This is a genomic window from Bacillus sp. AC266, assembly GCF_979253805.1.
The window spans coordinates 165,615-188,964 of the sequence record NZ_CEEDEC010000005.1; the positions used below are offsets into that span (position 1 = coordinate 165,615).

The window sequence follows — 23,350 nt, forward strand, 5'->3', positions numbered from 1 at the left end:
TTCCTTACGCTTTTTGTGTGCCAATGTTTGCAAGCACGTCTAAAATTTCTTTATAGAACTCTTCACGTGTACCACCGCGATAAATTTCTTTATATAGCTCACCATCTTGAATGAATAAAATACGCTGACAGTAACTTGCACTGTACGGATCATGCGTAACCATCATGATAGATACACCTTGTTCTTTATTTAAGTTTGTCATCGCATCCAGTAAACTTGTTGCATTTTTAGAATCAAGCGCTCCTGTTGGCTCATCCCCTAAAATAATTGCTGGCTCATGCACTAACGCACGAGCTGCTGCTGAACGCTGCTTTTGTCCACCAGATACTTCAGATGGATACTTTTGAAGGATTGCTGAGATCCCTAACATATCAGCTACCTTTTCTACTTTCTGTCCAATATTTCGTGATGGGACACCTTGAAGTGAAAGTGGAAGTGCAATATTTTCGTAAATAGATAAATTCTCTAATAAGTTAAAGTCTTGGAAAATGAATCCTAATTTTTGCGAACGGAAATCAGAAAGCTCACCTTGCTTCATTTTCGTAATATCCGTTCCTGCAATTTCAACAACGCCGCCTGTCGCTTTATCTAACGTTGAAATTACATTTAATAATGTTGTTTTACCAGAACCAGATGGCCCCATAATACCGACAAACTCCCCCTCTTGAATTGAGAATGATACACCTTTTAACGCATGCGATTGATTCTCACCTTTTTTACCGTACAATTTTTGAATGTTTTTTACATCTACAACTGGTTTTATCATATATATCCTCCTATGTTTGTTTTTTCATTTCTTTAAAATAAGCTGCTATTCATATTTGCTACTAACAAAATAGTCATGTTGCATCTACCTTTTCCATAAGGCTGTCACGATGTATCCAATTGAAAGCTGTAAAGAAAATTTTATTTTAATTTCTCCACTCACCTCATCGCTTTGAATACATACATGATAAACTATAAAAATTAGGAAACACCCTGAAGAATCCTTAAGAATTCTTAAGTTTTATAAAAAAAAGCTTATGGAACCTGTAATTCCATAAGCCAATCTATTTGATTGGATGTTCAACAATAAAGGATATCCAACCTTCTTTATATTCTGCATATATATTACCTTGATGAAGTTCAACAATTCTTTTTGAGATAGCAAGTCCCAGTCCATTTCCTTGATCACCTTTTCTTGCCTTATCACCCCTGAAAAATCTTTCAAACAATTTATTTGGTTCGCTAACAGGCGGCTTCTCGACTTTATTTGATACTTTCAAAATTGCTTTGTTACCTATTAGTTCAAGACATACGGATAATTCGGATGGTTTCATGCTGTACTTTATCGCATTCATAAACAGATTTTCATATACACGTACCATTTTTTCTACATCCATGAAAATAGGTATTGTTTCTTCCGTTATTGATTTTTGAACGATTAAACTTTCCTTTTCAAATATGGGAATGTATTCTCCAACTATTTGCTCCAACAAACCTGATAAATCAACTTCATTAAAGTTTAACTTAGCATCTATGCCTGATAAACGAGTATATTCAAACAGCTCATCAATTAAATATTTCAGTCTCTGTGACTTTGAATAAGTGGTTTCAAGGTATTCCTGTAATTGTGTTTTACTGTTGTATTGCCCTCTTTTTAATAAATCTATATAGCCAATAATAGATGTTAACGGTGTGCGTAAGTCATGAGATACATTGGTTATAAGTTCATTTTTTGTACGTTCTAATCGTCTTTCTTGTTCAAATGTATTTTCCAATTCCTTGGACATATAGTTGATATTTTGAGCAAGTTGGGTCAATTCGTCCTTCCCCTTAATCCCAATTGTCAAACCTAGTTTTCCATTTGCAATATCATTTACATTATCCGAAATGAGCTTCAAATATACTATTTTCTTTCGAACCAATATCAAAAAAATTATTATAAAGTTAAAGATTGCGAACGCGAATAAGAACAACAATGCCAAATTGAATTCAAACATACCAAATTCTTCGTATTTTACAAAAAATGGATCTATGACGTATACCAAAATGAGGATTGTTAAACCAAATGAAATAAAAAAACTAACTGCAACAGCACCAAGAAGTTTTATAATGATCTTATTTCTAAAACTAACATTCTTCATATTTTATATCCAATTCCCCAAACAGTTTTAATATAAATAGGATGTTTAGAATCCTCTTCAATTTTGTCTCTTATTTTTGTAATATGCACCATGACGGTATTATCCGATTTATAAAAAGCATCTTTCCAAACTGCTTCATATATTTTTGCTACACTCAGGACAATCCCTTTGTTACGGGCAAGTAGTTCGAGTATATCAAACTCTTTTGGAGTTAGCCTTGTTTCCTTTCCCCTTACCCATACTTGACGTGTATCTGTATTCACGGCTAAATCACCAATTTCTAGGATACTTTTATTATGATCTATTGACGTATTGTATTTTTTAAACCTTCTTAATTGGGATTTTACCCTAGCGATTAATTCCAATGGGTTAAACGGTTTTGATAAATAATCGTCGGCACCAGAGGCTAGACCCTGAATTTTGTCTATATCCTCTGATTTTGCAGATAGCATAATGATAGGCATATTGCGGTCTTCTCTAATCTTCATGCAAGCTTCAATACCATCCATATCTGGCATCATAATATCTAAAATAATAAGATCAAACTCCTTTTCTTCTAACAGTTGTAAAGCTTCCATAGCATCTTCTGTCTTTTGAGTTTTCAGTCCTTCATTTTCCAAGTAAACAGAGATAAGATTTCTAATCTCTTTATCATCATCAACAATAAGAATTCTTGAATCCATATTATTCCTCCATATTTTTTCTCGTATTGAACAACTAAAGACATAAGCAGGGGAGACATTTCTATCTTACTTTCTTCAAATTAATTCCTTCAATTATTTCGTCTCCAATAAACCTTGAATTTGAAAGGGCTGCAACAACTGATTTCTAGTTCATTATATACATGAAATAAGAAAGTTAACTATTTTCATACTTAACTCCTCACAGGTTTGAATTCATAATCATACACTAGCATCCAAATCTTAAGAAAAAGGGGAAAAAGTTCTTAAGAATTCTTAAGCTTTCTATAGCATTTTGTCATAAGAATATATGGTGAAAGGGAAATTAAGTTGTCTTAGTTTAAAAAAGGCAGAAAGGATAATGAATTGAATGGATAAATGGGAATGTTTAAAGCAACAAATAAAAGAAAAGTATAAAAAGCATTATGTAGATAGGTCCTTTGTTCTTGCGATAGATGGTTTAAGTGGTGCTAGGAAAACGACACTAGTACATCAACTAAAAAATATCTTAGATAATATAGTAATTATCCATATAGATGATCATATTGTTGAGAAAGCTAAGAGGTATAATACAGGGCACGATGAATGGTTTGAATATTATCAGTTACAATGGGATACTAATTATCTAAAAGAACACTTATACGACAAATTGTATCAAAATGAAAAGTATCTATCTTTGCCATTTTACAACAAGGAAAAAGATACATTTACACAGAGAACGATAAAGATAACACCTAAAAGTATTGTAATCATTGAAGGCATTTTTCTTTTGAGGGAAGAATGGAAAACATTTCATGATTACGCAGTATTCTTAGATTGTCCTAGGGATATAAGATACGAGCGTGTACTTCATCGTGATACATACATAGGGGATTTGGAAGAGCGATTAAAGAAATACCAAAATAGATATTGAGTAGCAGAAGATTATTATTTAAAAAAGCAACAGCCTTTAGAATTTGCTCATTACGTTCAACAACTAGAGGGGGCTAATTAATAATTATTCGCTATTCTAAAGAATAAGCGTATTCAAATTTCATTATTTAATGCTTACAAAAAGAGAACTAAAAATCAGTGCTCTTTTTTATATTTAATTGGGGGTCTTATCGCATGTCTATCAAGCTAAGATTTTAAAGTACCCCCATAACGAAATTTTTCTCTCTCTACAGTTATTTATGTGAATTCAGCTCGTTTTTTGCGTTTTGGGGGTGACCTATTTTTTTAGCTTGATAGCGATGGGGTACCGCCAGCATTTCGGAAAAAAACCAGGCTAAGAGTATGCAAGATTTTATACAGTTTTTCTGCTAATCCAGTAACCTAAAAACCATGCCAGGATAGGAATGTATAAAAAAATGCATAGATCCATAGAACAAAAAAAGGAGATTTACTTATGAGATTAGGGTTCCTCCTTATTCTTGCTACTGATAATGAGACGTTATGTTAACTAGACGTGTATGAGATATACAATCAAACAAAATTTTTTTCCATTTTTATTCTTATTTTAAAATAGATGCACAATCAAAATTCCACCAACAAATAAGATTGAAAATCCTACGACTATATATAATCCGTTTTTTGGTATTCCTAATATAATTGCAAGATAACTAAAATAAAAAGCCCATTATGCTAAAACTATGATTTCTAACATCTTCTTTTTCATTAAAAGTTAAGCACCCCAAATCCCCTTAAAAAAGTTGTATTCGGAATATTGTAAAAAAATAAAAAAAAGACCCTGCAAGAGGGTCTTTCATCAGCTAATATTAAGCTTTTTGAACATTAGTAGCTTGTAGGCCACGTTGTCCTTTTTCTACTTCAAATGTTACACTTTGTCCTTCGTCTAAAGATTTGAAACCGTCGATTTGGATAGCTGAGAAATGTACGAATACGTCTTCTCCACCTTCACGCTCGATGAATCCAAAACCTTTTTCTGCATTAAACCATTTTACTTTACCTTGTTCCATAATTGTTGCCTCCTAGTGTGGATACCCACACATATGTTACTATCCTTGCTCAAATACCTTAGACAAAAAACAAAATTTATTCTTAATCTCAAACCGAACAAAAATAGGTCTTTCTTAAATTAACATACTTTCTAAAAAATAGCAAATTTCAAAAATAAGTCCTTATGGTAATTAGCTACTAATAGTTGTTGCTGGAGAAAAAGTCACTATGATAGTCATCACAGCAAGAAATTGCCAAAGGATCTCAACAATATCATTGGTTTGATTTTCTTCAGACATTCAACAACTGATAAAATTAGCTATTTTCGAGTTAAATTTTACTTCTGATAACGGTAATTATGTAAATGAGCTGTCCATATGGACAGCTTATTGTATTTTTTCTTAGCGTGGTTTTTTTGATGCATGTTGATCGTTTTTATCGTTTTGGAGTAACTCGTCCTTGTTAGCTTGATGGATATGGGGTATTTGCATTTCTTATCTTGATGGCAATGTGAAACTATCCCTAATATAAAAATACTTTGTCTTTACAAATAATACTCAAACATTTTTGCAACCTTTTCTTTCATTTTTTCTTTTATAGATAATTGATTTACATCAGAGGATGTTACTTGCTTTGAATTTTGTAAGTCTGCATTAATCACTGGTTTTATTCTCGAAATATAGATAGGGTCATGAATATAACAGTTCATTTCTTCATTTAAATGAAACGAGCGTGAATCAAAATTCACGGTCCCAACCATCAATACTTTTTCATCAATCAAAAATACTTTACCGTGTAACACCCCATTTTTATAACCATATACTTCCATCCCCTGTTTTAATGCTTTTCGGATATATGGATATGCTGCTTCTTTAACTAATAGTGCATCCGAATGAGGTGAGAATAGAATTTTGACACGGACTCCCCTCTTTCTTGCATCTACTAATGCGTTCCAAATAGTTCTGTCTTTTGGTATAAAATAAGGTGTTAATATAATGATGGATTCTTTTGCTTGTTGAAACAACATTGCATAATCTTGCCCAAGTTTTTTTCCACTATAATATGCAGTAAATCGTTGCGAGGTTGCTCCCTTTTCCTTTACCGCATTGTGTATCGGAATCGGTTTCTCTGAGTTTTTATTCCAGTCTAATACAAATTGGTGTTCTAAATCTTGAACTCCTTCTCCTCGTATTTGAAGATGATAATCTCTCCAATAACCAAGTTTTTCTTTTTCCCCCAAATACTTCTTTCCGATGTTGAATCCGCCAATGTAACCAACCTTTCCATCAATAACTGAAATACGACGATGATTCCGATGATCCAAAGAAGAAAAAAGATAAGGGAAAACAGGTTTATTGTAATATGTAAAATGAACTCCTTTTTTAACTAATAATTCTCTTTCCTTTTTCTTTAGTAAAATTCCACCTAACCTGTCCACTGCATAGTATACTTCTACACCTTCCTGACTTTTTTTCCGCAATAGCTCTAGAAACTGATGACTTACTTTATCATCAGCAATAGAAAAAAAGTTAATATGCACGTAATGCTTTGCTTTCTCTATATCTGAGAATAATTGATTGTTTAACTGTTTCCCATCTGTATACATAGTAATATCACTTTGACGCATAGGGTATTGACTAGAATTCTGGCTAAATACCCCATTTTTTTCGGCTATTGTTCTGTCAATTTCCCCCCAAACAAACAGAACTAAACATCCACCGATAAATAAAAAGAGGAATACTCGGAAAATTCTTCCTATCTTTTTCAGCATATTTAATCTCCTTTATATATTATCGTTTTATTTCTGTTAGTTTTTGTTATTGGGACAAAACTATTCCATACATCTATTAGCTAAAAAATTCTCCTTTGAATGATTAACTATAAAATTTCTCATTCACATATCCCTAAAATTGGAAATCGTACTATGATAACAAAATAGGCATTCTATATTTTGAAGTACATTTACAAGGAGGAATACTACATGACAGTAAGTACTAAACTTAAACAAACTATCGCTGGATTAAAGAGTGCTCAAGCATGCCTAGAAGGATTTGTTCTTGATACTGATAACAAGCAAGCAAAACAATTATATAAAGGTGCAGCACAACAAACTCAAGAAATTATTGAATCTTTAAATCCTCGTCTTCAACAAATTGAACATGAAGAGCCTCAGTACAAGTAATAACATAATACCTTTCACATAGAATATCGTCCCCATGGAAGAGTGCCCAGCTTAAATAACGATTATCATAATGCTGATTACGATTAAAGGATATCGCCATATGCCCATCAACTTAAGAAACGGAATACACAATCTGCGTATGCTTTTATGAAACGACTCGTTCAAACTTTTGGAGAACCAACGGTTCTGACAACAGATAAGGCCCTTTCTTTACTTTGTTCACTCAAAAAATTAAAGGTGAATGACTTTTATAAAAGTACTACTCATTCTACAATCAAACATTTCAATAATTACATAGAACAAGATCATCGCTATGTAAAGCGCCGGTTTGCTAAATCCTCAGGATTCTAACACTTCGCATAAATCTGTCCTTATAGGTCAAAATATGTAAGGTATTGTGCTGGAATGCACTTGCCTATTCTAAATAAGGAGTGAGATGAATGGCTGATAAAAACGAACGTAACCGTGTTGATAATGATACTGGCGAAGCGGTAGGAACTGGTGTCGGTGCTGTCGCTGGAGCTGCTTTGGGTTCTGTTCTTGGTCCACTTGGTACCGTTGCAGGAGCTGTTGCAGGAGGAGCGATGGGTAACAAAGTCGGCGAAGGTGCCGATGAGGCTAATGACAGTGTTGCGAACCGAGAAGATTAGACTTTAACCAAAGTGACACTGAATGAATTGGATTCCCAAAAGGGAGTCCTTTTTTTTATTAAGTTAATTCAGCTTTTTTAGGTAAATTCCCAGTAAGATTGTGAATCAATTCACTTAAAGTAACGTGTGCGTTAGTTCAACAAGCTATAAGCAGCAATCATAATCATTTTCTTGGTCTTCCGCAATCGGGCGCTATTGCTGAATAAACCTTAGATTATCAATCGACTTTATTGTTATATTTTTGAGTACAGTGAAGTATCTTATATCGGAAATTAAACAACTATATTTTAACCCCGTCCTAAATTTAGAACGGGGTTATGCTTGTTTTAGCTTTTTAAATTTAATAGCACCACCTAAATGGAAGTTTTATCTCGAAACGAAGAGGTAACTCCAATTCTAAAAGAAGGGCCTGAAGTGTTTTGGAGTTTGTAGAGTTGATAGATGCTTTAAAATATGTTTCACCAAGTCGTGATAAACCTTTTAAAGCTTATAAGCATATTACTGAAAACTGGGATGATAACTGGGATAGTGTAAATTCACAGTGGAAAAATATAATTGGAGGATTATCAATTTCTAGTGTCCAAGGTGAAGCATTCAAGGAAGTTACTAGTACCATAGAAGGTTTCTTTAAGGAACAGGAATGACTTAATAGTCATTCCTGTTTGTTTTTTTGCGGTATCAAGTTAAGAAGCACATTCTTCCCCAAAAATCATAAAAATGAACTTCGGTGCTATAAAAAAATTCCATTTAGGGGGTACTTTAAAATCTTAGCTTGATGGCAATGGGGTACCGCCAGCATTTCCGAAAAAAACCAGGCTAAACAAAAAATAAAATAAGCTGCCCATATGGACAGCTCATTTACATAATTCTCATTATCAGCAGTCAATGTATCTCTAAACCTATACAAAATTAAGTCTTATGAGATTTTGAAAAAAGACAATCGAGCGGCTGGTTGATTACTACCTGTATTACCTCCTATCGTAATTGACTGCCCACTAACATTATTAAGAGTAATTGTATCCCCAGCAACGACTTGAAGAAATCCAAAAGCAACAACTTCTTGGCCTGCTGCAGTTCCATAATTTACTCCATCCAATCCTGGAGGAAGATTATTAAGAGATATAGTTACTCCAACAGGTCCTGCTTGATTTGCAGAAGTCATTAGTGCACCAATAAAATAATAAATACCAGGCACTTGAATTGTAAATGTGGAAATTCCATCAAATAAAACATTGTTTAATATAACAGCTCCAGTGCTAAAATTGACTAGAGCAAGATTAGTAAGAGTTTGTGATGTAATTGTTATAACACTAGCACTAGCAGTTGAGAGTGTTCCAGTTGCTCCTGTTTCCCCAGTTGCTCCTGTTGCTCCTGTTTCCCCAGTTGTCCCAGTTGCTCCTGTTGCTCCTGTTGCTCCTGTTGCTCCTGTTGCTCCTGTTGCTCCTGTTTCCCCTGTTGCTCCTGTTGCTCCTGTTGGTCCGGTAATTCCGGTTGGGCCTGTGATTCCAGGTCCTCCTGTTGGCCCAGGAGGTCCTGTTGTTCCCATCGGTCCGGTTTCTCCTGTAATCCCAGTCGGACCAGTAGGTCCTGTAGGTAAAGTAAATGGTGGAATAGGTGGTAATGTAGGACCCAGTAAATTTGGATCAAATGCTGCTCCACTCAAAAACTCATTTTTTTCATTCATGTACACACCTCCTTACGATGCTTGTACTTATCATAATTATTAAATGCTCAATACTAGATAAATGATCTTCATATAAGCTTAATTTCTCTTTTTTTATTTTCATTCGACAAAACATAACAAAATAGTTGTAACCACATTTGTTATGTTAGTTCAGGAAATCTAACATTTTACACACTGGGGGATACATATTATGAACAATAAACTATTAAAAACACTTATTTGTTGCGCTTTATTTATGGGATTAGCAGCATGTTCTTCTAACGAGACAAAAAGTTCATTTTTTCGTTTTGGAGTAATTCTAAATTTTTAGCTTGATGGGCATGGGGCACGCTCTATAAAGCAGATTTTTTTGAACGGCGTAACATATCAATATAATTCATACTGTATATCTTATATATTAAGCCAAAAGAATTAGTAAGTAATTATCGTGAAGGAGAAGCCGCAGTGGAAGTGTTTGTGAGGTTTTTTACTAAACTACGCATAGGTAGAAAAGTAGATATATATACTTCTCTACCTACCTTAACGTTACTTGATAAGTACTTGTTTTAATTATATATACAAGGAAATTAAACCAGATATAACAATAAATAGAAGGATTACTGCAAGTTTATTTTTTAGAGGAACACGTTTGTCTGGGACGCCTGGATAGATAACAAAAGCAAGTAAAACCACGATTCCTATTAACACAGCAAAAATCTTCTTTTTGTCCATTGCTAATCCTCCAAAATGTAAAATTTCAAAAGTTATCATAACAGATGCAATTATGTTCCGTTATCACATTATGTCGAACTAAAATAATAAAAAAGCATCTGAAATAGATGCTTTTTTCATTATCAATACATAAACGTAATCGTCACCAAAGAATACCCTTCTTTCGCATTATACGGCTCAGCTTTATAAGAAACACGGTTCGCTCCTTGCGGATAACCGATTTCTCCAATTACTTTTTTCACATCTTGCAATGCGCCATCCATTGATTGTTTATAAAGAATTTCAATCTTTGCTGACTTTGTGCTATAACGCTGCTGCATTTTATTTTTGAATTCATTATAGTTATTTGCGATATATTCATTTCCTAAATAATTTAACTTTGTATCTTTCAATATTTGCTGATATGCAGGTGCTTTCGTACCACCTGTCGCAATTTTATTTGTTAATGTACTATAATAGTTTGTTGTAGCTTGCGAATAGTCCACGCGGTTCCACTCATGATTTCTTGCAATTTGCTCGTCAGATAAGTTGAAATAAGAATATGTTACGCGGCCTTGTTCATCTGGCACTGGATCATCAAATGTTGTATCAAGATGGTACCACTTGTTATCGATTTTCACTAAATTCCAAGCATGAGGCTGACCGTCTCCAGTTCCTACTACAAAATGATTCTCAATTCCAGCTTCTTTTAATAATTGATAGGTTAATAGTGTGTAACCTTGGCAAACGGCAGAACGATTCGCGAGTGCCTCATATGCTGTATACGCTTTATAAGACGTATCGTAAGAAACATGTTTTACAACATAATCATGAATCGCCTTCACTTTTTCATGATCATCCATCCCGACTTGAATAATAGAAGAAACGATCGCTTTCGCTTGTTTCATCACATATTCTGTTTGTTCTTTCGTTTCACGATATGTAATATTTAGCGTAAACGTATAATTCCCTGGCGATCCAGATAGTGAGTATGAAACATTCGATCTATTATAATTTGTATACTCATTTTTACTTGCGACTTCTTTATATGCGGTGAAAAGTGTATTCATCACTTCTTTTGTATTACTGTTTTTCGTTTTATATGGAAGTGTAATATTCGTTTCATACGTATTAATACGCGTTTGTACTTCATTTTTGAATACTGCTAATAATGCCGCATCTCCTGTATCTTGCACCGCAACCTCAGGCTTTTTATATTTCAATGCATTATATAAAAACTGTGCATACTGTTCACGCGTTACCGTTTTAGCTGGTTCAAATTTCCCGTCTCCTGTACCAGATGCAATCCCGTTTGACTGCACCGCACTAATCGCATTTTCTGCCCAAAATCCATTTGGAACATCATTAAATGTATGTTTTTGTTTAGCTGAAACTTGGAACGCATTTTTAATAATTTGCGCCATTTCTGCGCGACTAACAGAATCTTTCGGTCTAAAACCGCCATTTCCATCACCTTTAAAAATCCCCAATTTCGTTAACGTTAAAACCTCTTCCGGAAACATTGTAGAACCTGAGCGAATATCTCCATACGGATTATTTAAAGTAGACCCATCTTGTAATACATAACGAGCACCATCATTACTAAACGTACCGCCTTGCTTATTCGGTACTAACACACGATAAATTAAAGCTGCAACTTGCTCCCTCGTCGCAACATCACCAAAACCAAACATCCCATTTCCATAACCTGAAATAATATTTTTACTCGCTAAGTCTTTAATCGCAGGATAGGACCAGTGCGATATTGGTACATCAGAAAAAACGCCCGCTTCCGCAGCTTTCACATCACTGCCATTTGTATATAATAACGCACCACCAATAAGTGATAATGATGTAATTGATTTTAATAGTTTTGTGTACATAATGCATTCTCCCAATACGTCTTCTATTTTTTGTTGTTTTTTGTCGAAAAATCTAAAATAATATAACAAAACACATTATACAATCAAAACTTTTCGGAGGATATACTGAATTTCAAAATATGCAAAAATTCATATCACTATAGGGATTCATACTGATATTATGCTATTTTACTTGCGAATATATAAAGTGAAGGCTAATAATCAGTGGGGGTTTACGGGCAGTTGATCTCCCACCTAACTTCTTTGCTCCAGCCGCATTTTAAGGTGGGAGTTTTACTGCCCACAAATAGCGGGATAAATAAAAAGAAAAATACTAATGTAACATTGTAAATATACATATCGCTTTTTGAGCTTTTATTTCGCTAAAATGTAGCCTAAAAAACAATGCTATCTCCATTAAAATCACAATATAATCCTGAGAACATACCTTTTAACATGATTCATTGTAATTAACTTAACTTTTTATTTGCTAAGAAACTTTGCAACAGAACCTAGTAAAGTCTCAAAAACAACTTATTATCAATCAATATTTAGTAAAAATATATTGATTCTTTAGAATTTCTTTAATTTTCATTATTCTTTATTTAAGGTTATCCTTTATATTTATAATGTGTTTATTTGAATTTATCATATTGAGGCAGAGTTTCACATGACTATAAGCAATTCGAAAAATGGAAAAAACAAGGTCCCCATTAGATTAATTATACTGTTTTTTTGCGTCTCTTATCTATTTATGTTAATTACTATGCAGCTAAGAAAAGTACAATTTATTGATGGATATACATATAAGAATGTAGTTAAAAAACGAGAGAATGCGACAATTAATATTACAGTTCTGTGCGGGAAAACTTGGGTAAATTCAAAGGCATTAATAAGACAATTGATTGGGATCGTAATTACGGAAATGATAACATATGAAAACGATGGAGAGAGGAAATAAAATGAATTTAGTGAACTTACGTCCTAAACAGCGGTCTAAGTATCGCATTCTACTAGGGACATGGTATTACTCTACAAAGAGGTACATTCAGTGGTTAGCAGATGGAAAAACATATGCAAAAACGTTTCAACAAGAAAAGTTACCCTATACAGCGATTCAGCATCGAACGATACTACTTCGTAAGCTCAAAGATGTAGATATGTGGTATCAACAGAATAAAGTTGTTAATTTGAAGATTGCTATTAAACAACTAAATGGTATCGTCATTAGACCGGGAGAAACATTCTCTTACTGGCGTTTAATAGGTAAGCCTACGAGAAGAAAAGGGTATGTAGAGGGCATGATACTACACTATGGATCTTTTCAAGCAGGCATTGGAGGAGGGCTTTGTCAGCTTTCAAATTTAATATATTGGATGACCTTACATACACCATTGACAGTAACAGAGCGATATCGTCATAGTTTTGATGTCTTTCCTGATTCCAAGCGGACCCAACCATTTGGAAGTGGAGCGACTTGTTCTTATAATTATTTGGATTTACAAATCAAAAATGAAACGGACCAATCGTATCAACTTCACCTTTATATTACAGATAAGCATTTAGTCGGTGAGTGGAGAATTGCCCATCCGCAGCTTTATCAATATGAAGTATATGAAAAAGAACACTCAATCCAATCTGCATACTGGGGTGGTTATATACGACATAATGTTATTCAACGTAAAGTATATACTCAACAGAAACAGTTTATAGAAGACCAATATGTAACGGAGAATCACGCTATAATGATGTACGAACCACTATTAGCTTATAATACTGAGGAGGGTGAGTGAAGGTAACATTGGTGTATCAAGTATTTTTGTCTAGTAACACACTACATGCCTCTCTTCATATAATTAATAGGCACAACCCTTTTTGCAACATAACTTTTTCTTGTTAAAAAACTTTGTAACAGAACCTCTTTTTAGGTTCTAGTGTGAAAATAAAGGGATGTGATAATTAATTTTTTCTGTACATCATAAAAAATCAATTATACTTATCATTTCTTACAATCAAATCTGATAAGTATTTTGTAATTTAATAAAAATTTCGTATGAGAATGTATTTTTGCTCATGCATTTCAATTAATTTTAATCATGCTATATTGTAATTTATTGATTTATTTCTACTTTTAAAACTAAAGCGGCATGCTACATAAATCTATTTTGATTTCTCGACATATAAATCGCTGCTATGCAGAATATAACAGGACCGCTACTGACTTTCTCCCTTTGTTTTATACCTCGAATATGGAAGGAAAAGGAAATTTTCTAGAGATATCATTTCTCGTTTTTATTGAAAATAAATTTTATATCTTCCTTTCCAATGAACTGGTTCCTAAACTAAACTGCCACGTTTCTAGAATAAGAAAAGAGCTGTCCATAAGTCAGTTTCACCAACTTATGGACAGCTCTCATAGTTTCACCTTATTCTATCGATGAATCCAAACTGCACCTGCAGATTTGTCTTCAGCTTGACCTACTACTTCAAACTTCAATCCTAGTTTCGGCAACTTACGTCCTGCATCTGGAATAGCGCTGTTGATGTACTGCTTAGAATCATCAAATTTTGCAACGCCTGGTAATCCTTTATAGTCAAAGATACCGCGAGTTGGCGAATCTACTCTCCATGCTGGCGCTTGATCAAATGAGAATGCCGCATCGGCAATTTGATAACGCGTACTGCTCTTCACAGTCGGTTGTCCGTTTAATGTACCTACGATTGCCTCTGGATGAGAATCTACTACTCCTAAGAATCCTTCACCTGGATGAACACCTACCCAGTTATCTGTAAAGCTTTGATCCGCATACCATACAACCATTCCTGTATTAAAGACTGGACCACGCGCATGTTTTAACGCCGTGTCAGAACCAGCGTAATTTCTCCACTCTACGTAGTAGTTATTTTTTTTCTGTTCCAATCCGTTAGATACAGTAAATCCTTTTAACGTCATTGCTGGCCCGCCTTCTGCATCATCTGAGAAAACAACTTTGCCATCTACAGTTAATGCAGCATTATCTAACGCAAATCCTTTATAAGCTACTGCAATATCTGTTAAATACTCAAATTGCAGTTTTACTTTTTTCCCTTTGAATTGGCTTAAATCGTATGATTTATCAACCCACTTACCATCAGTTGTATCCACGCCGCCTTTTACATCTTTTTCGCCCATTCTATCAATACGTGTCTTCGTTCCATCTTCTGCAATCGCATATACGTCAAGGAAATCATACTTCGCTTCAAGTTCATAGAATGCCTTATAATCGAACTTAGCATCCTTTGCATTTGTTAAGTCAAATACTGGTGTCTCAAGTGTTGTATGAATGTCATTTCCTTTTGTACTGTAATAAAACTTCTTACCAAATGCTGACTCAATATTTTTAATATCTTTGTCTGGTAAGTTAACACGAACGATTCCTGGTCGTTTTGATTTTGTAACACTTTGATCTAAATATGTTGCAACACCGACTCCCGTGCGAAGTTTATCATAATCTACCTCAACGATATTCGCCCAGTTGCCCTTCATATTCTTTTGGAAAAACTCTTTATTTTGTGGTGAGAAACTTGTTGGCTCTGTTCCTGCAATTTTCCCAGCCCAGCTACCGCCGCTCATAATAGACCATGACTCAACAGGTTCACCTTGTCCTGAATACTTTGTATCGTACTCATCTGGTAAGCCTAAATCATGACCATACTCATGCGCAAACACACCAACTGCTCCATCTTCAGGCTCGATTGTATAATCGTATGCAGCCATCTTTCCGCCCCAATTCGAAACAGAAGATTTTGTGCCATCAATCGCATATGGTTTTGATCCAAGTTTTGAACGATGAGACCAAATCGCATCATCTTTCAATTTACCGCCGCCAGCTTCTTGACCAACGCCAGCATGTACAACCATTAAATGATCAATAATGCCATCTGGCTCGTTTTTATTTCCATCACCATTTTGATCGTATTGATCAAATTGATCATAATCTGCTAAATTAATTCCTTTTGCTACCGCTGCTTTTAATGCTTCTTTCACAAAATCACGTGGCCCTAAAGGACCCTTATTATCATGGCCAGTTCCTGCATCCGAACCGTAATCTGAAGCTTTCCCTGGAACAGTAAGCCATTCCGTTACAGTTCCATCAACTGTATAGCTGCCGCCAGATTGTTCTTCATAATATTGTTTAAATGTGTTAATCTTCGATCCATCAAATAACGTAAATGGTTCATCACCAAATAACATTTTTTGATAATGTTCACGATTGAAGTCCTTAGAATACATGTATCCTGGCTCTTGATCAATATTGTTATGCTTAAAATCGCTAAATTCTACAAGTAAAACAAGTACTTTATCTTTTCGAACAGCACCGTTGTACTCTTCTTGCTTCGCTGGTGCAGTAGGTACTTTTCCATTTAATTTACTAGAATTCAATCCTGCACCTTGTCCAGCTACTGGCCCTACTGTTGGCTGCTGCGCCTGTTCATTTTCCTTCATTTTTGCATCTTTTACTTTTTTCATAAAATCAGAAGCTTCTTGCGTAAGACTATCTCCTGTCAAGATTTCTTTACCAGGGTTTTCCCCTTTCTTTTTCTCAACATATTTCTCGACAGCCTTTGACGTCTCAGCTTGTGATGCAGATTGATCAATTACGCCCCGTTGTTTTAGCGCTTCTGCCAAACGCTCCTCCGGTATTAAATGCTCATCTATTGGTAGAGATGATGGCGAATCAGCATACGCTGCATGACTTCCAAAAGCAAAACTACTACTTAGTACTGCTGCTGTTGCTAAAACTGATAATGGTTTTAACTTCTTATTCTTTTTCAATGCATTTCCTCCCCAGTGTCTGCGAATTATCGTTTTTTTTGCCGATAGCAACATAATATTCTTTATAATAAGAATATTCAATATTTTTCAATAGATAAAATGTTGAGAAATATTTTTTTGTGCAGGGTGGGATACGTAGGATAAGAAAATACAAAACTTCTACTAGTTTATGTTTTACACATAACCATAAAGTGGGATCACTCGTTCTTTTGTTTTGATGGCGATAGAGTAGTGCTAGGAAAGGAAAGGAAATAACAAACAGCCCAAGTTCCTCATTGGAACTCGGGCTGTTTGTTATTTGAATGAATGCTTTCCATATGGATTCTTATAAAATTTCGAATCAGTTTATGTAGATTCACTTTACAAAAAGGCTGTTATTTATTTTAAGTGCAATAGTCATATTCGCTCGATTCACTTATTTTTTTTTGCAATAAGTAAATGATCACCACCTAAGGAATCCGATTGAATTCTTTTTCTATTTATATTCTAATTACCTTTTAAATTATCAGAAAATTATTGAAAAAGTTTTTTTCTTTCAATATATCACTCTATCACACTTAATTTCTTGCTAGTATATACATACCAATATACAAATAAATATAGTAGAAAGCGGGGAGAATTATGGTAAGTCACCTAAAAACAAAAGATATGATCACACAACTTTTAAATAATTGGTATCAAGAGATACGTGCCCAGCACCTAAAAGAAGCAAAACACTTAAAAGACGAAATTGATAAATACATAAATAGTATTAATGAAGATTCAAATTTACTATTCCATTACTCACTTCTTACTTTTCGCTTTAAAGTTCTGCTTGATCATTTAAGCATTACACCAACAAGCTTCCAGGCAATTGATTCACTGAATATACCAAAAAATGAATCGTTGTCTTATTATTATCACTTTTTCAAAGGGATTCACGCCACACTAATTTCAAACAACAATGAAGCCTGGGAAAACTACGAACAAGCCGAAACGCTATTACAACATATTCATGACGATCTTGAAATAGCCGAGTTTAGCTATCGTTTTGCTAACTTCTATCTTCATACCTATCAACCTCTATTAGCAATTCAACATGTGACTAAAGCTAAAGAGATTTTCTCTAAACATAATGGTTATGAAAATAATGTTGCCGCGTGTGAGAACTTATACGGTTTAGCATGTATTGATATAAAACAATTCCCTGTAGCAGAAGAAAAATTTAATTCTGCAATAGATTTTTTACGTAAAAATAATGAGGATTCCCTAATATTAAGAGTCCGTAATAATTTAGGGTTTTTATATAGTAGCCAAAACCTATCCACTTTAGCAATCCGACACTTATCAGAAGTAACAACTAAAACTCCGGAGCATTTTAAAGCCCTTTTCCTTGAAGCTAGAGAACATTTCAAACTCGGTGAAGTTAATCAATCGGCCGAGTTGATCGAACGAGGATTGGCGATCTGCGAGCAATTAGACAATAAAGAATACCTATATCATTTCAAACTTTTAGATTGTATGAATAAAGGTGTTCCAGCTGTTATTCTCGAAGAATTATCTTTGGAAGCTATCTCATTTTTCGACACACAACAACTCTATAATTACACACAAGAATACACTGAAAAATTAGCAATCAAGTTTTACGAAGAAAGCGACACTGTAAAAGCTAGTAAATACTTTTATATTAGTCATCAAGCTAAAGAAAAAACTTTCGAAAAAGGAGCGTTAAAATAATGAAAAAACTTTTTGGAACGATTTTAGGCTTAGCACTTTCAGCTGTTTTATCTATAGGGTTAGCATTCCCTTCACAATCAGATTCTAAAGAACAGGTTAATTCGACTAAATCTAGTACAATTATGTACATGCAATCCAGTCACGGTGACTCCTGGTAATATAAAGAGTTTTTTTATCCGTTAACATCATTAATTACGAAAAGGGCACTACCTCAATGGGGTGCCCTTTCTTAAACAACATATAGCAGACTACTTATTAACTTCAGCCCATTTAACCTTAAACTCTGCGCCGAAATTATTTGCTTCTAAGCCACATTAATATACCATTTCACTAAATTTAAAAACCCCTCCACCTTAAGGTAGAGAGGATTTTCTAATTTTCATTTCAAACTACCCGAAATCTCCGTTAAGATAACCCCAACCTGCATCAGGGTATCCTAAACTTTTCCCACCAACTACAGCTCCTCTACCGAACGATCTTTCACCGATAAGATGTGCTATCTCTTCTTTTTTCCTATATTTGCACCAGAACCTTATTTTTTAATCAACGTTATTTAACTGACTCTACTTGTTTTTCTAATTCTATTCCAAGGAATTTAGCAAGCTCAAGCATACCAAATTGATTCGCTACAGACTCTGCGTCAGAATTATAGTTTGTGTTTGTATTAATATCATACGTATAAATTGTTCCATCCGAACTGCGAATAAATTCAATACCAGCAACGGTAATTTTATTTTCTTTCAAAAACTCTTTGTACTTTTCAATAATTGGCTCTTGGAAGTCCGATATAATTTCAAATTTTGTTGACGACTCTTTCTTACTCTCTTCTCCTACTGGGCAAAAAGCATCTTGAATAGAGCATACATCTGCCGGGCAAAGCTCAAATCCTTCTGATGTATCTACTTTAACTGCATATACAAACTGACCGCCTACAAACTCACAACGTGTAATATATGGTTCTGGCGCTTCAATATATTGCTGGATTAAAGTAATTCCATCAATAGGTTCTTCAAATGTCGGACCATCCAAATATTGTTCTAAAGCATCAATGGAATGAAACAGTTGAACACCAAGGCCTTTACCTGCACGGTTATGCTTTGTAATGAACGGTACTTCCCCTAACTCCCTTGCTGCTTTTACTATATTATCACGGCCAACAGCACCAATTGTTTTCGGCACTTGTATCCCAAAATTTCTTAATGCTGCATATTGATTCAATTTACTTACTTCAAGACGTAACGCTCGAGACCCATTAAATACTGTTCGTCCGTATCCCTCTAGCCAAGCAAGAACCCCTTCAGTCAATTCAGGTGCATATCGATGCCCTCTCGTATGTGAAGAGGCACTCATACGGCTATAAAAAACACCTTGGGGAGGTTCTTGTTCTAACGAAATTGTTCCTTCATCTAAAAACCATTCCTCATAAGGTAACTCCAGTTCTTCCAATCTTTTCACTAAATGATCCGTCCATTCCTTATTCTCATGTAATATGTAAATTTTACTCATTTGTAATCAATTCCTTTCTTTTTGCTTCAACTAACGGCATCACTTTTTCAGAAAATCGTTTCATCTCTTCAAGCTGCGGTGAAAATTGTAAAAGTAATAACGTAACACCCACTTTTTCAAAAGCAAGTATCCTTTCTGCAATTTGTTCTGGTGTTCCGATTAAATTAGGACGTAATCCGCGATTAGATACGGAATAATCATTTAGCTTCACTTGCTGTTCCAAATGCGATTTACTAATAAAATCTTGGTAACCCGCATAACCTAGAGCATCGTCTTTCACATCCGTTATACGTCTCCATTCTTCTAACGCCTCTTCTTCTGTATCACGACAAATGACATAAGCCGCGAGCCCGAATGACTGCAATGGCTCCTCTGTGACTTTCTTTCTACGATTCTTCATATCTTCTATTTTCACAAATACTTCTTCCACTGTTCCGCCATGCATTACATATGCATCCGCGTGATTTACAATGACCTCTTTTCCTCGCTCACTCTCACCACCTGCATAGATCTTAATGCCTTGTTTCTGCACAGGTTTTGGACTTAAATGTGTATGATGAAGCTCATAAAAGTTCCCTTTATAAGAAAACTCTTCTTCTTTCCAAAGTTCCTTCAAAATTGTTACAAATTCCTCTGTGCGATCATATCGTTCATCATGTGCGGTAAATATCCCGCCGTACTGTCTCGCTTCTTCTTCCCACCATGCTGAAACTACATTCAATGTAAAACGGCCATTACTTAATTGATCGATATTTGCTGCCATTTTCGCTGTAACTGCTGGATTGTGGAAGCCAGGTCTTACAGCTGTCATAATCTCTAATTTATCCGTTACTGCTGCAAGTGCTGCCGCAGTTGTCCACGCTTCTAAACTTGGTGCTGAAACACCTTTTATATCATTTAAATTTAATTCTGCTATAAGTGTTGTTGAAAAACCTAATTGTTCTGCCGCTTGCGCTGTTTGTTTTGCATACTCAAACGTAGGCGGCATAGATTCATCATCTACATTTCGAAGCCATCCCCCAAAAATCGGCAACCAAAAACCATACTCCACTACCTATTCCCCCTTTATCTTTTAGCCATAAAAAAAGCTACTCTTATCGAAATAAGAGTAGCCTTCTTGACTAAGTGAACCGCTCTTATCTTTCAGGTGTTTTTTCACCTGCAGGATTTGGCACCTTTCGTCTAAAACGAGGTTGCCGAAGTTTCATAGGGCCCGTCCCTCCACTTCTCAACATAAGAATTGTTTGATTTCCATTTATTATAATCATCAGAATAATAAAACTCAATACTTTAATACTTATTTTTCCGATAAACATTAAATGATATATGAAACATCATATTGTTATAGAGATTTATAGGGTGTTGTTTTACTTGCGGATATATAAAGGGGTATGTTGTATCATGTCGAAAACATCATTTATAACCAAGTTGCTTTACTTCTATCGTAAAGGAGATAGAGAATACGCCAAAATAAATATCAACCTAAAGAGGTGTTAGTAACATGAAAAATAAACGATGCGAGAATTGTGGTTCTACTACATTTAAAGAAGGAAGAGTTGGATCTGCTTATCATGCATATGTTTGTGAAGATGAATCTAGTAGATTCTTTTCAGGAGGGAAACGTTCCAAACTATTAACCACATTTTGTTTAGAGTGCGGTGAGGTGCAATCATTTAGAGTTGAAAAACCGGAGATATTTAAAGAATAAAATAATACTAATTACATATTATGCAGATGTTTATTAATGATACAGTAGGAATGATAACAACGGACGATTTCGCTACAACTAGAGTAAATACACCAATCATATTAATAAAAAAACAAGGAACCTATTAGTTGGTTCCTTGTTTTTTTAGCTAAAGCAGACTTCTTTGGAGAACCCAAATAAAAGTTAAATCGACTCCTATTTAACATTTCCCTTCAGATATATGACAGTAAAGAATACATCATCACGGTGTCAGCAAGCAAAAGTGTATTCTGCATTTCTGAAAACAGTAGATGGCAGATTGTGACCTGCTGAATCTGCTAAGAAAGAATATACAAGAACATCCTTAACATCATCTTTATTTCCACTAACGATGACATCAAGAAAATCTTCTATTTCGAATTCTGGCGTAAACAACACAATCTTAGTTGTTCTGTTTGGTTCTAAAGAAACAAACGTACGAGAGATTTCAACTAACTCATTTTGAGTCGGGAAAGAAATGTTTCGACTTCTCTTAACACTTATCGTTACATTACTAGTATGACAGCGTGAATCATTGTTTAACATAATGTTGAGAGCAGTTGGAATAATCCCATTTTCAGAAACTGGAACTCGAAACACTCCAGTAGATTTATGAGCCATATAATCACATCCTTTCAAAATAAAATATATTTACAATATATTAGATGCAAGAAACGTTCATTTTGATAGGGACAAATTATATGATTAATATATCTATAATAACCCTTGGTATTACTAAGCTAATGATTCAAAAGATTAACAAGTACCGTGAAAAATATGGAAGAGAACCAATCGAATGTATATTAAAAGTAAAAAGAATAAGGTGTCTAAAAGACCCCCTATTTCGATCCAATAATGAGACATTATGTTAATCTTATATGTATAGTTGCACAAAATTGAGAAACTTAAGGAGACAGATAAATTTTATGAAGAAATTATTCATATTACTTACTTTAATTCTAGTATTAGCCAGTGTTACGGCTGCTTGCACACAAGATAAAAAAGATAGTGCCGTTGAAAATGGTCCAATAGAAGAACCAACCGCAAAAAATGAAAATGAAGAATTAATAAATTTTGAAGAAAAAGAAGATATGAGCCGCTTGGAACAAGGTATTTTATTAGTTGGTGAGAGTGTTAAGGGAGGCTATTACTTGGCCACCGTTCAAAATGCATATTTAAATGCTAGTAACGATTCCGTCGTTGTTAATGTCTCTGTAAAAAATGTACGAGGTCAAATGATTGGACTATCAGAATTAAAATATAACTTAAAAGATGAAAAAGACGGAAAGGCCTATGAAGGCAAGGTGCTTGACCAAAACCCTTCTGATATACAAGTTAAACCAAATGAAACGGTAGAATTAAAAATAGCTTTTGAAGTAACAAGTACCGCAGATGAATATATGTTTTATATTGAAAGCTCTTTAGAATCTCTAGAAGCACACTGGAAAATCGATAAGCTGCAATCACAAAAAAACTAAGTCTCAAATAAGCAAAAAGCGCTGAAAAATTTGATATAGATACAAATGAAGAATATATAAAATTCCCTCCACCTTAAGGCAGAGGGACTTTCTAATTCCTATTTCAAACTACCCGCAATCTCCGTAAAGATAACCCCAATTGCATGTGCACCTGCATCTGGATAGCCTAAGCTTCTTTCACCAACTGTACCAGCGCGGCCCATACGAGCTACGATTTCTTTCGTATACTCTGCTCCTTTTTCAAAGGCGATTTTCACTATGTTTAAAATATCTGAAAACATAAATTCATTTACTTT

The 23,350-nt window shown here is 34.6% G+C and carries 22 protein-coding genes, 2 pseudogenes and 1 riboswitch; of the genes and pseudogenes, 11 read left to right on the forward strand and 13 right to left on the reverse strand.

The genetic code is table 11. The features are described 5' to 3' along the window. Window positions 1-4: 4 nt before the first annotated feature. The 3 genes from AC0IXC_RS20815 to AC0IXC_RS20825 all read right to left on the reverse strand — a co-directional run bounded on the left by AC0IXC_RS20815 (window position 5) and on the right by AC0IXC_RS20825 (window position 2,809). Entirely contained in the window at window positions 5-766 is a 762-nt protein-coding gene (locus AC0IXC_RS20815; RefSeq protein WP_097890028.1) for an ABC transporter ATP-binding protein, read from the reverse strand. 283 nt (window positions 767-1,049) lie between these two features. Then, entirely contained in the window at window positions 1,050-2,126 is a 1,077-nt protein-coding gene (locus AC0IXC_RS20820; RefSeq protein WP_341111826.1) for a HAMP domain-containing sensor histidine kinase, read from the reverse strand. Next, complete coding sequence (locus tag AC0IXC_RS20825) at window positions 2,123-2,809, reverse strand: response regulator transcription factor (protein WP_215590848.1); 687 nt, start codon at window positions 2,807-2,809, stop codon at window positions 2,123-2,125. Before AC0IXC_RS20825 ends, AC0IXC_RS20820 begins: the two co-directional genes overlap by 4 nt. Window positions 2,810-3,176: 367 nt before the next feature. On the opposite strand from AC0IXC_RS20825, the gene AC0IXC_RS20830 reads away from it, so the two are divergent. Beyond that, window positions 3,177-3,719: a nucleoside/nucleotide kinase family protein gene (locus AC0IXC_RS20830; RefSeq protein WP_215590847.1), complete on the forward strand. Its 543-nt coding sequence runs from the start codon at window positions 3,177-3,179 to the stop codon at window positions 3,717-3,719. An 844-nt stretch (window positions 3,720-4,563) separates the two neighbouring features. Here the strand turns inward: AC0IXC_RS20830 and AC0IXC_RS20835 are convergent. Both AC0IXC_RS20835 and AC0IXC_RS20840 read right to left on the reverse strand, forming a co-directional pair. After that, a complete protein-coding gene (locus AC0IXC_RS20835) occupies window positions 4,564-4,764 on the reverse strand; it encodes a cold-shock protein (RefSeq protein WP_060750964.1) in 201 nt (66 codons plus the stop codon). A 524-nt stretch (window positions 4,765-5,288) separates the two neighbouring features. After that, window positions 5,289-6,515: a phospholipase D-like domain-containing protein gene (locus tag AC0IXC_RS20840; RefSeq protein WP_215590845.1), complete on the reverse strand. Its 1,227-nt coding sequence runs from the start codon at window positions 6,513-6,515 to the stop codon at window positions 5,289-5,291. 210 nt (window positions 6,516-6,725) lie between these two features. Here AC0IXC_RS20840 and AC0IXC_RS20845 point away from each other — a divergent pair, with 210 nt between their 5' ends. From AC0IXC_RS20845 to AC0IXC_RS20860, 4 genes and pseudogenes are all read left to right on the forward strand, one after another. Next, on the forward strand, window positions 6,726-6,926 hold the full coding sequence (locus AC0IXC_RS20845; protein WP_000218933.1) for a DUF1657 domain-containing protein: 201 nt from the start codon (window positions 6,726-6,728) through the stop codon (window positions 6,924-6,926). Between the two features lie 114 nt (window positions 6,927-7,040). Then, window positions 7,041-7,274: pseudogene (locus AC0IXC_RS20850) on the forward strand (DDE-type integrase/transposase/recombinase); the annotation flags it as partial. 92 nt (window positions 7,275-7,366) lie between these two features. After that, window positions 7,367-7,576 carry a glycine zipper domain-containing protein gene (locus AC0IXC_RS20855; RefSeq protein ID WP_000764047.1) on the forward strand — a complete coding sequence of 70 codons (210 nt, stop codon included), beginning with the start codon at window positions 7,367-7,369 and terminating at the stop codon, window positions 7,574-7,576. Window positions 7,577-7,995: 419 nt separating this feature from the next. Beyond that, entirely contained in the window at window positions 7,996-8,220 is a 225-nt protein-coding gene (locus AC0IXC_RS20860) for a hypothetical protein (RefSeq protein ID WP_002035172.1), read from the forward strand. A 272-nt stretch (window positions 8,221-8,492) separates the two neighbouring features. On the opposite strand, the gene AC0IXC_RS20865 is transcribed toward AC0IXC_RS20860, so the two are convergent. The 3 genes from AC0IXC_RS20865 to AC0IXC_RS20875 form a co-directional block, all read right to left on the reverse strand. After that, entirely contained in the window at window positions 8,493-9,260 is a 768-nt protein-coding gene (locus tag AC0IXC_RS20865) for an exosporium leader peptide-containing protein (protein WP_471653222.1), read from the reverse strand. Window positions 9,261-9,809: 549 nt separating this feature from the next. Beyond that, entirely contained in the window at window positions 9,810-9,971 is a 162-nt protein-coding gene (locus tag AC0IXC_RS20870) for a hypothetical protein (protein WP_471653223.1), read from the reverse strand. A 122-nt stretch (window positions 9,972-10,093) separates the two neighbouring features. After that, window positions 10,094-11,833 (reverse strand): S-layer homology domain-containing protein, encoded by a 1,740-nt coding sequence (locus AC0IXC_RS20875; protein WP_471653224.1) that lies wholly within the window; start codon window positions 11,831-11,833, stop codon window positions 10,094-10,096. A gap of 649 nt (window positions 11,834-12,482) precedes the next feature. Between AC0IXC_RS20875 and AC0IXC_RS20880 the strand changes: the two are divergent. Together AC0IXC_RS20880 and AC0IXC_RS20885 are read left to right on the forward strand one after the other, a co-directional pair. Continuing rightward, window positions 12,483-12,686 (forward strand): annotated as a pseudogene (locus tag AC0IXC_RS20880) (hypothetical protein); the annotation flags it as partial. Between the two features lie 88 nt (window positions 12,687-12,774). After that, a complete protein-coding gene (locus AC0IXC_RS20885) occupies window positions 12,775-13,605 on the forward strand; it encodes a VanW family protein (protein ID WP_098635059.1) in 831 nt (276 codons plus the stop codon). Between the two features lie 638 nt (window positions 13,606-14,243). Here AC0IXC_RS20885 and AC0IXC_RS20890 read toward each other — a convergent pair. Further along, the gene (locus AC0IXC_RS20890; protein WP_215588776.1) at window positions 14,244-16,628 is read right to left on the reverse strand and encodes an immune inhibitor A domain-containing protein; all 2,385 of its coding nucleotides are present in this window, start codon (window positions 16,626-16,628) and stop codon (window positions 14,244-14,246) included. Between the two features lie 621 nt (window positions 16,629-17,249). Between AC0IXC_RS20890 and AC0IXC_RS20895 the strand changes: the two genes are divergently transcribed. Continuing rightward, a complete protein-coding gene (locus tag AC0IXC_RS20895; protein ID WP_471653225.1) occupies window positions 17,250-18,344 on the forward strand; it encodes a response regulator aspartate phosphatase in 1,095 nt (364 codons plus the stop codon). Further along, a complete protein-coding gene (locus AC0IXC_RS20900) occupies window positions 18,344-18,502 on the forward strand; it encodes a Phr family secreted Rap phosphatase inhibitor (RefSeq protein WP_000732340.1) in 159 nt (52 codons plus the stop codon). The genes AC0IXC_RS20895 and AC0IXC_RS20900 overlap by 1 nt, the downstream gene beginning before the upstream one ends. A gap of 391 nt (window positions 18,503-18,893) precedes the next feature. On the opposite strand, the gene AC0IXC_RS20905 is transcribed toward AC0IXC_RS20900, so the two are convergent. Together AC0IXC_RS20905 and AC0IXC_RS20910 are read right to left on the reverse strand one after the other, a co-directional pair. Then, window positions 18,894-19,850: an ATP-grasp domain-containing protein gene (locus tag AC0IXC_RS20905; protein WP_215590841.1), complete on the reverse strand. Its 957-nt coding sequence runs from the start codon at window positions 19,848-19,850 to the stop codon at window positions 18,894-18,896. Beyond that, entirely contained in the window at window positions 19,843-20,901 is a 1,059-nt protein-coding gene (locus tag AC0IXC_RS20910; protein ID WP_215590840.1) for an LLM class flavin-dependent oxidoreductase, read from the reverse strand. The genes AC0IXC_RS20905 and AC0IXC_RS20910 overlap by 8 nt, the downstream gene beginning before the upstream one ends. 82 nt (window positions 20,902-20,983) lie before the next feature. Then, window positions 20,984-21,090, reverse strand: a riboswitch (SAM riboswitch). 261 nt (window positions 21,091-21,351) lie between these two features. Here AC0IXC_RS20910 and AC0IXC_RS20915 point away from each other — a divergent pair. Continuing rightward, window positions 21,352-21,558, forward strand: coding sequence for a hypothetical protein (locus AC0IXC_RS20915; protein WP_002035364.1), 207 nt, complete (start codon window positions 21,352-21,354; stop codon window positions 21,556-21,558). 249 nt (window positions 21,559-21,807) lie between these two features. Here AC0IXC_RS20915 and AC0IXC_RS20920 read toward each other — a convergent pair whose 3' ends face one another. Continuing rightward, window positions 21,808-22,197, reverse strand: a complete 390-nt coding sequence (locus tag AC0IXC_RS20920) for a hypothetical protein (protein ID WP_060750949.1) — start codon at window positions 22,195-22,197, stop codon at window positions 21,808-21,810. 305 nt (window positions 22,198-22,502) lie between these two features. Here AC0IXC_RS20920 and AC0IXC_RS20925 point away from each other — a divergent pair, with 305 nt between their 5' ends. Continuing rightward, window positions 22,503-23,054, forward strand: coding sequence for a DUF4352 domain-containing protein (locus AC0IXC_RS20925; protein ID WP_215590839.1), 552 nt, complete (start codon window positions 22,503-22,505; stop codon window positions 23,052-23,054). A gap of 98 nt (window positions 23,055-23,152) precedes the next feature. Here AC0IXC_RS20925 and AC0IXC_RS20930 read toward each other — a convergent pair whose 3' ends face one another. Beyond that, a complete protein-coding gene (locus AC0IXC_RS20930) occupies window positions 23,153-23,323 on the reverse strand; it encodes a DAK2 domain-containing protein (RefSeq protein WP_336619607.1) in 171 nt (56 codons plus the stop codon). Window positions 23,324-23,350 lie beyond the last annotated feature (27 nt).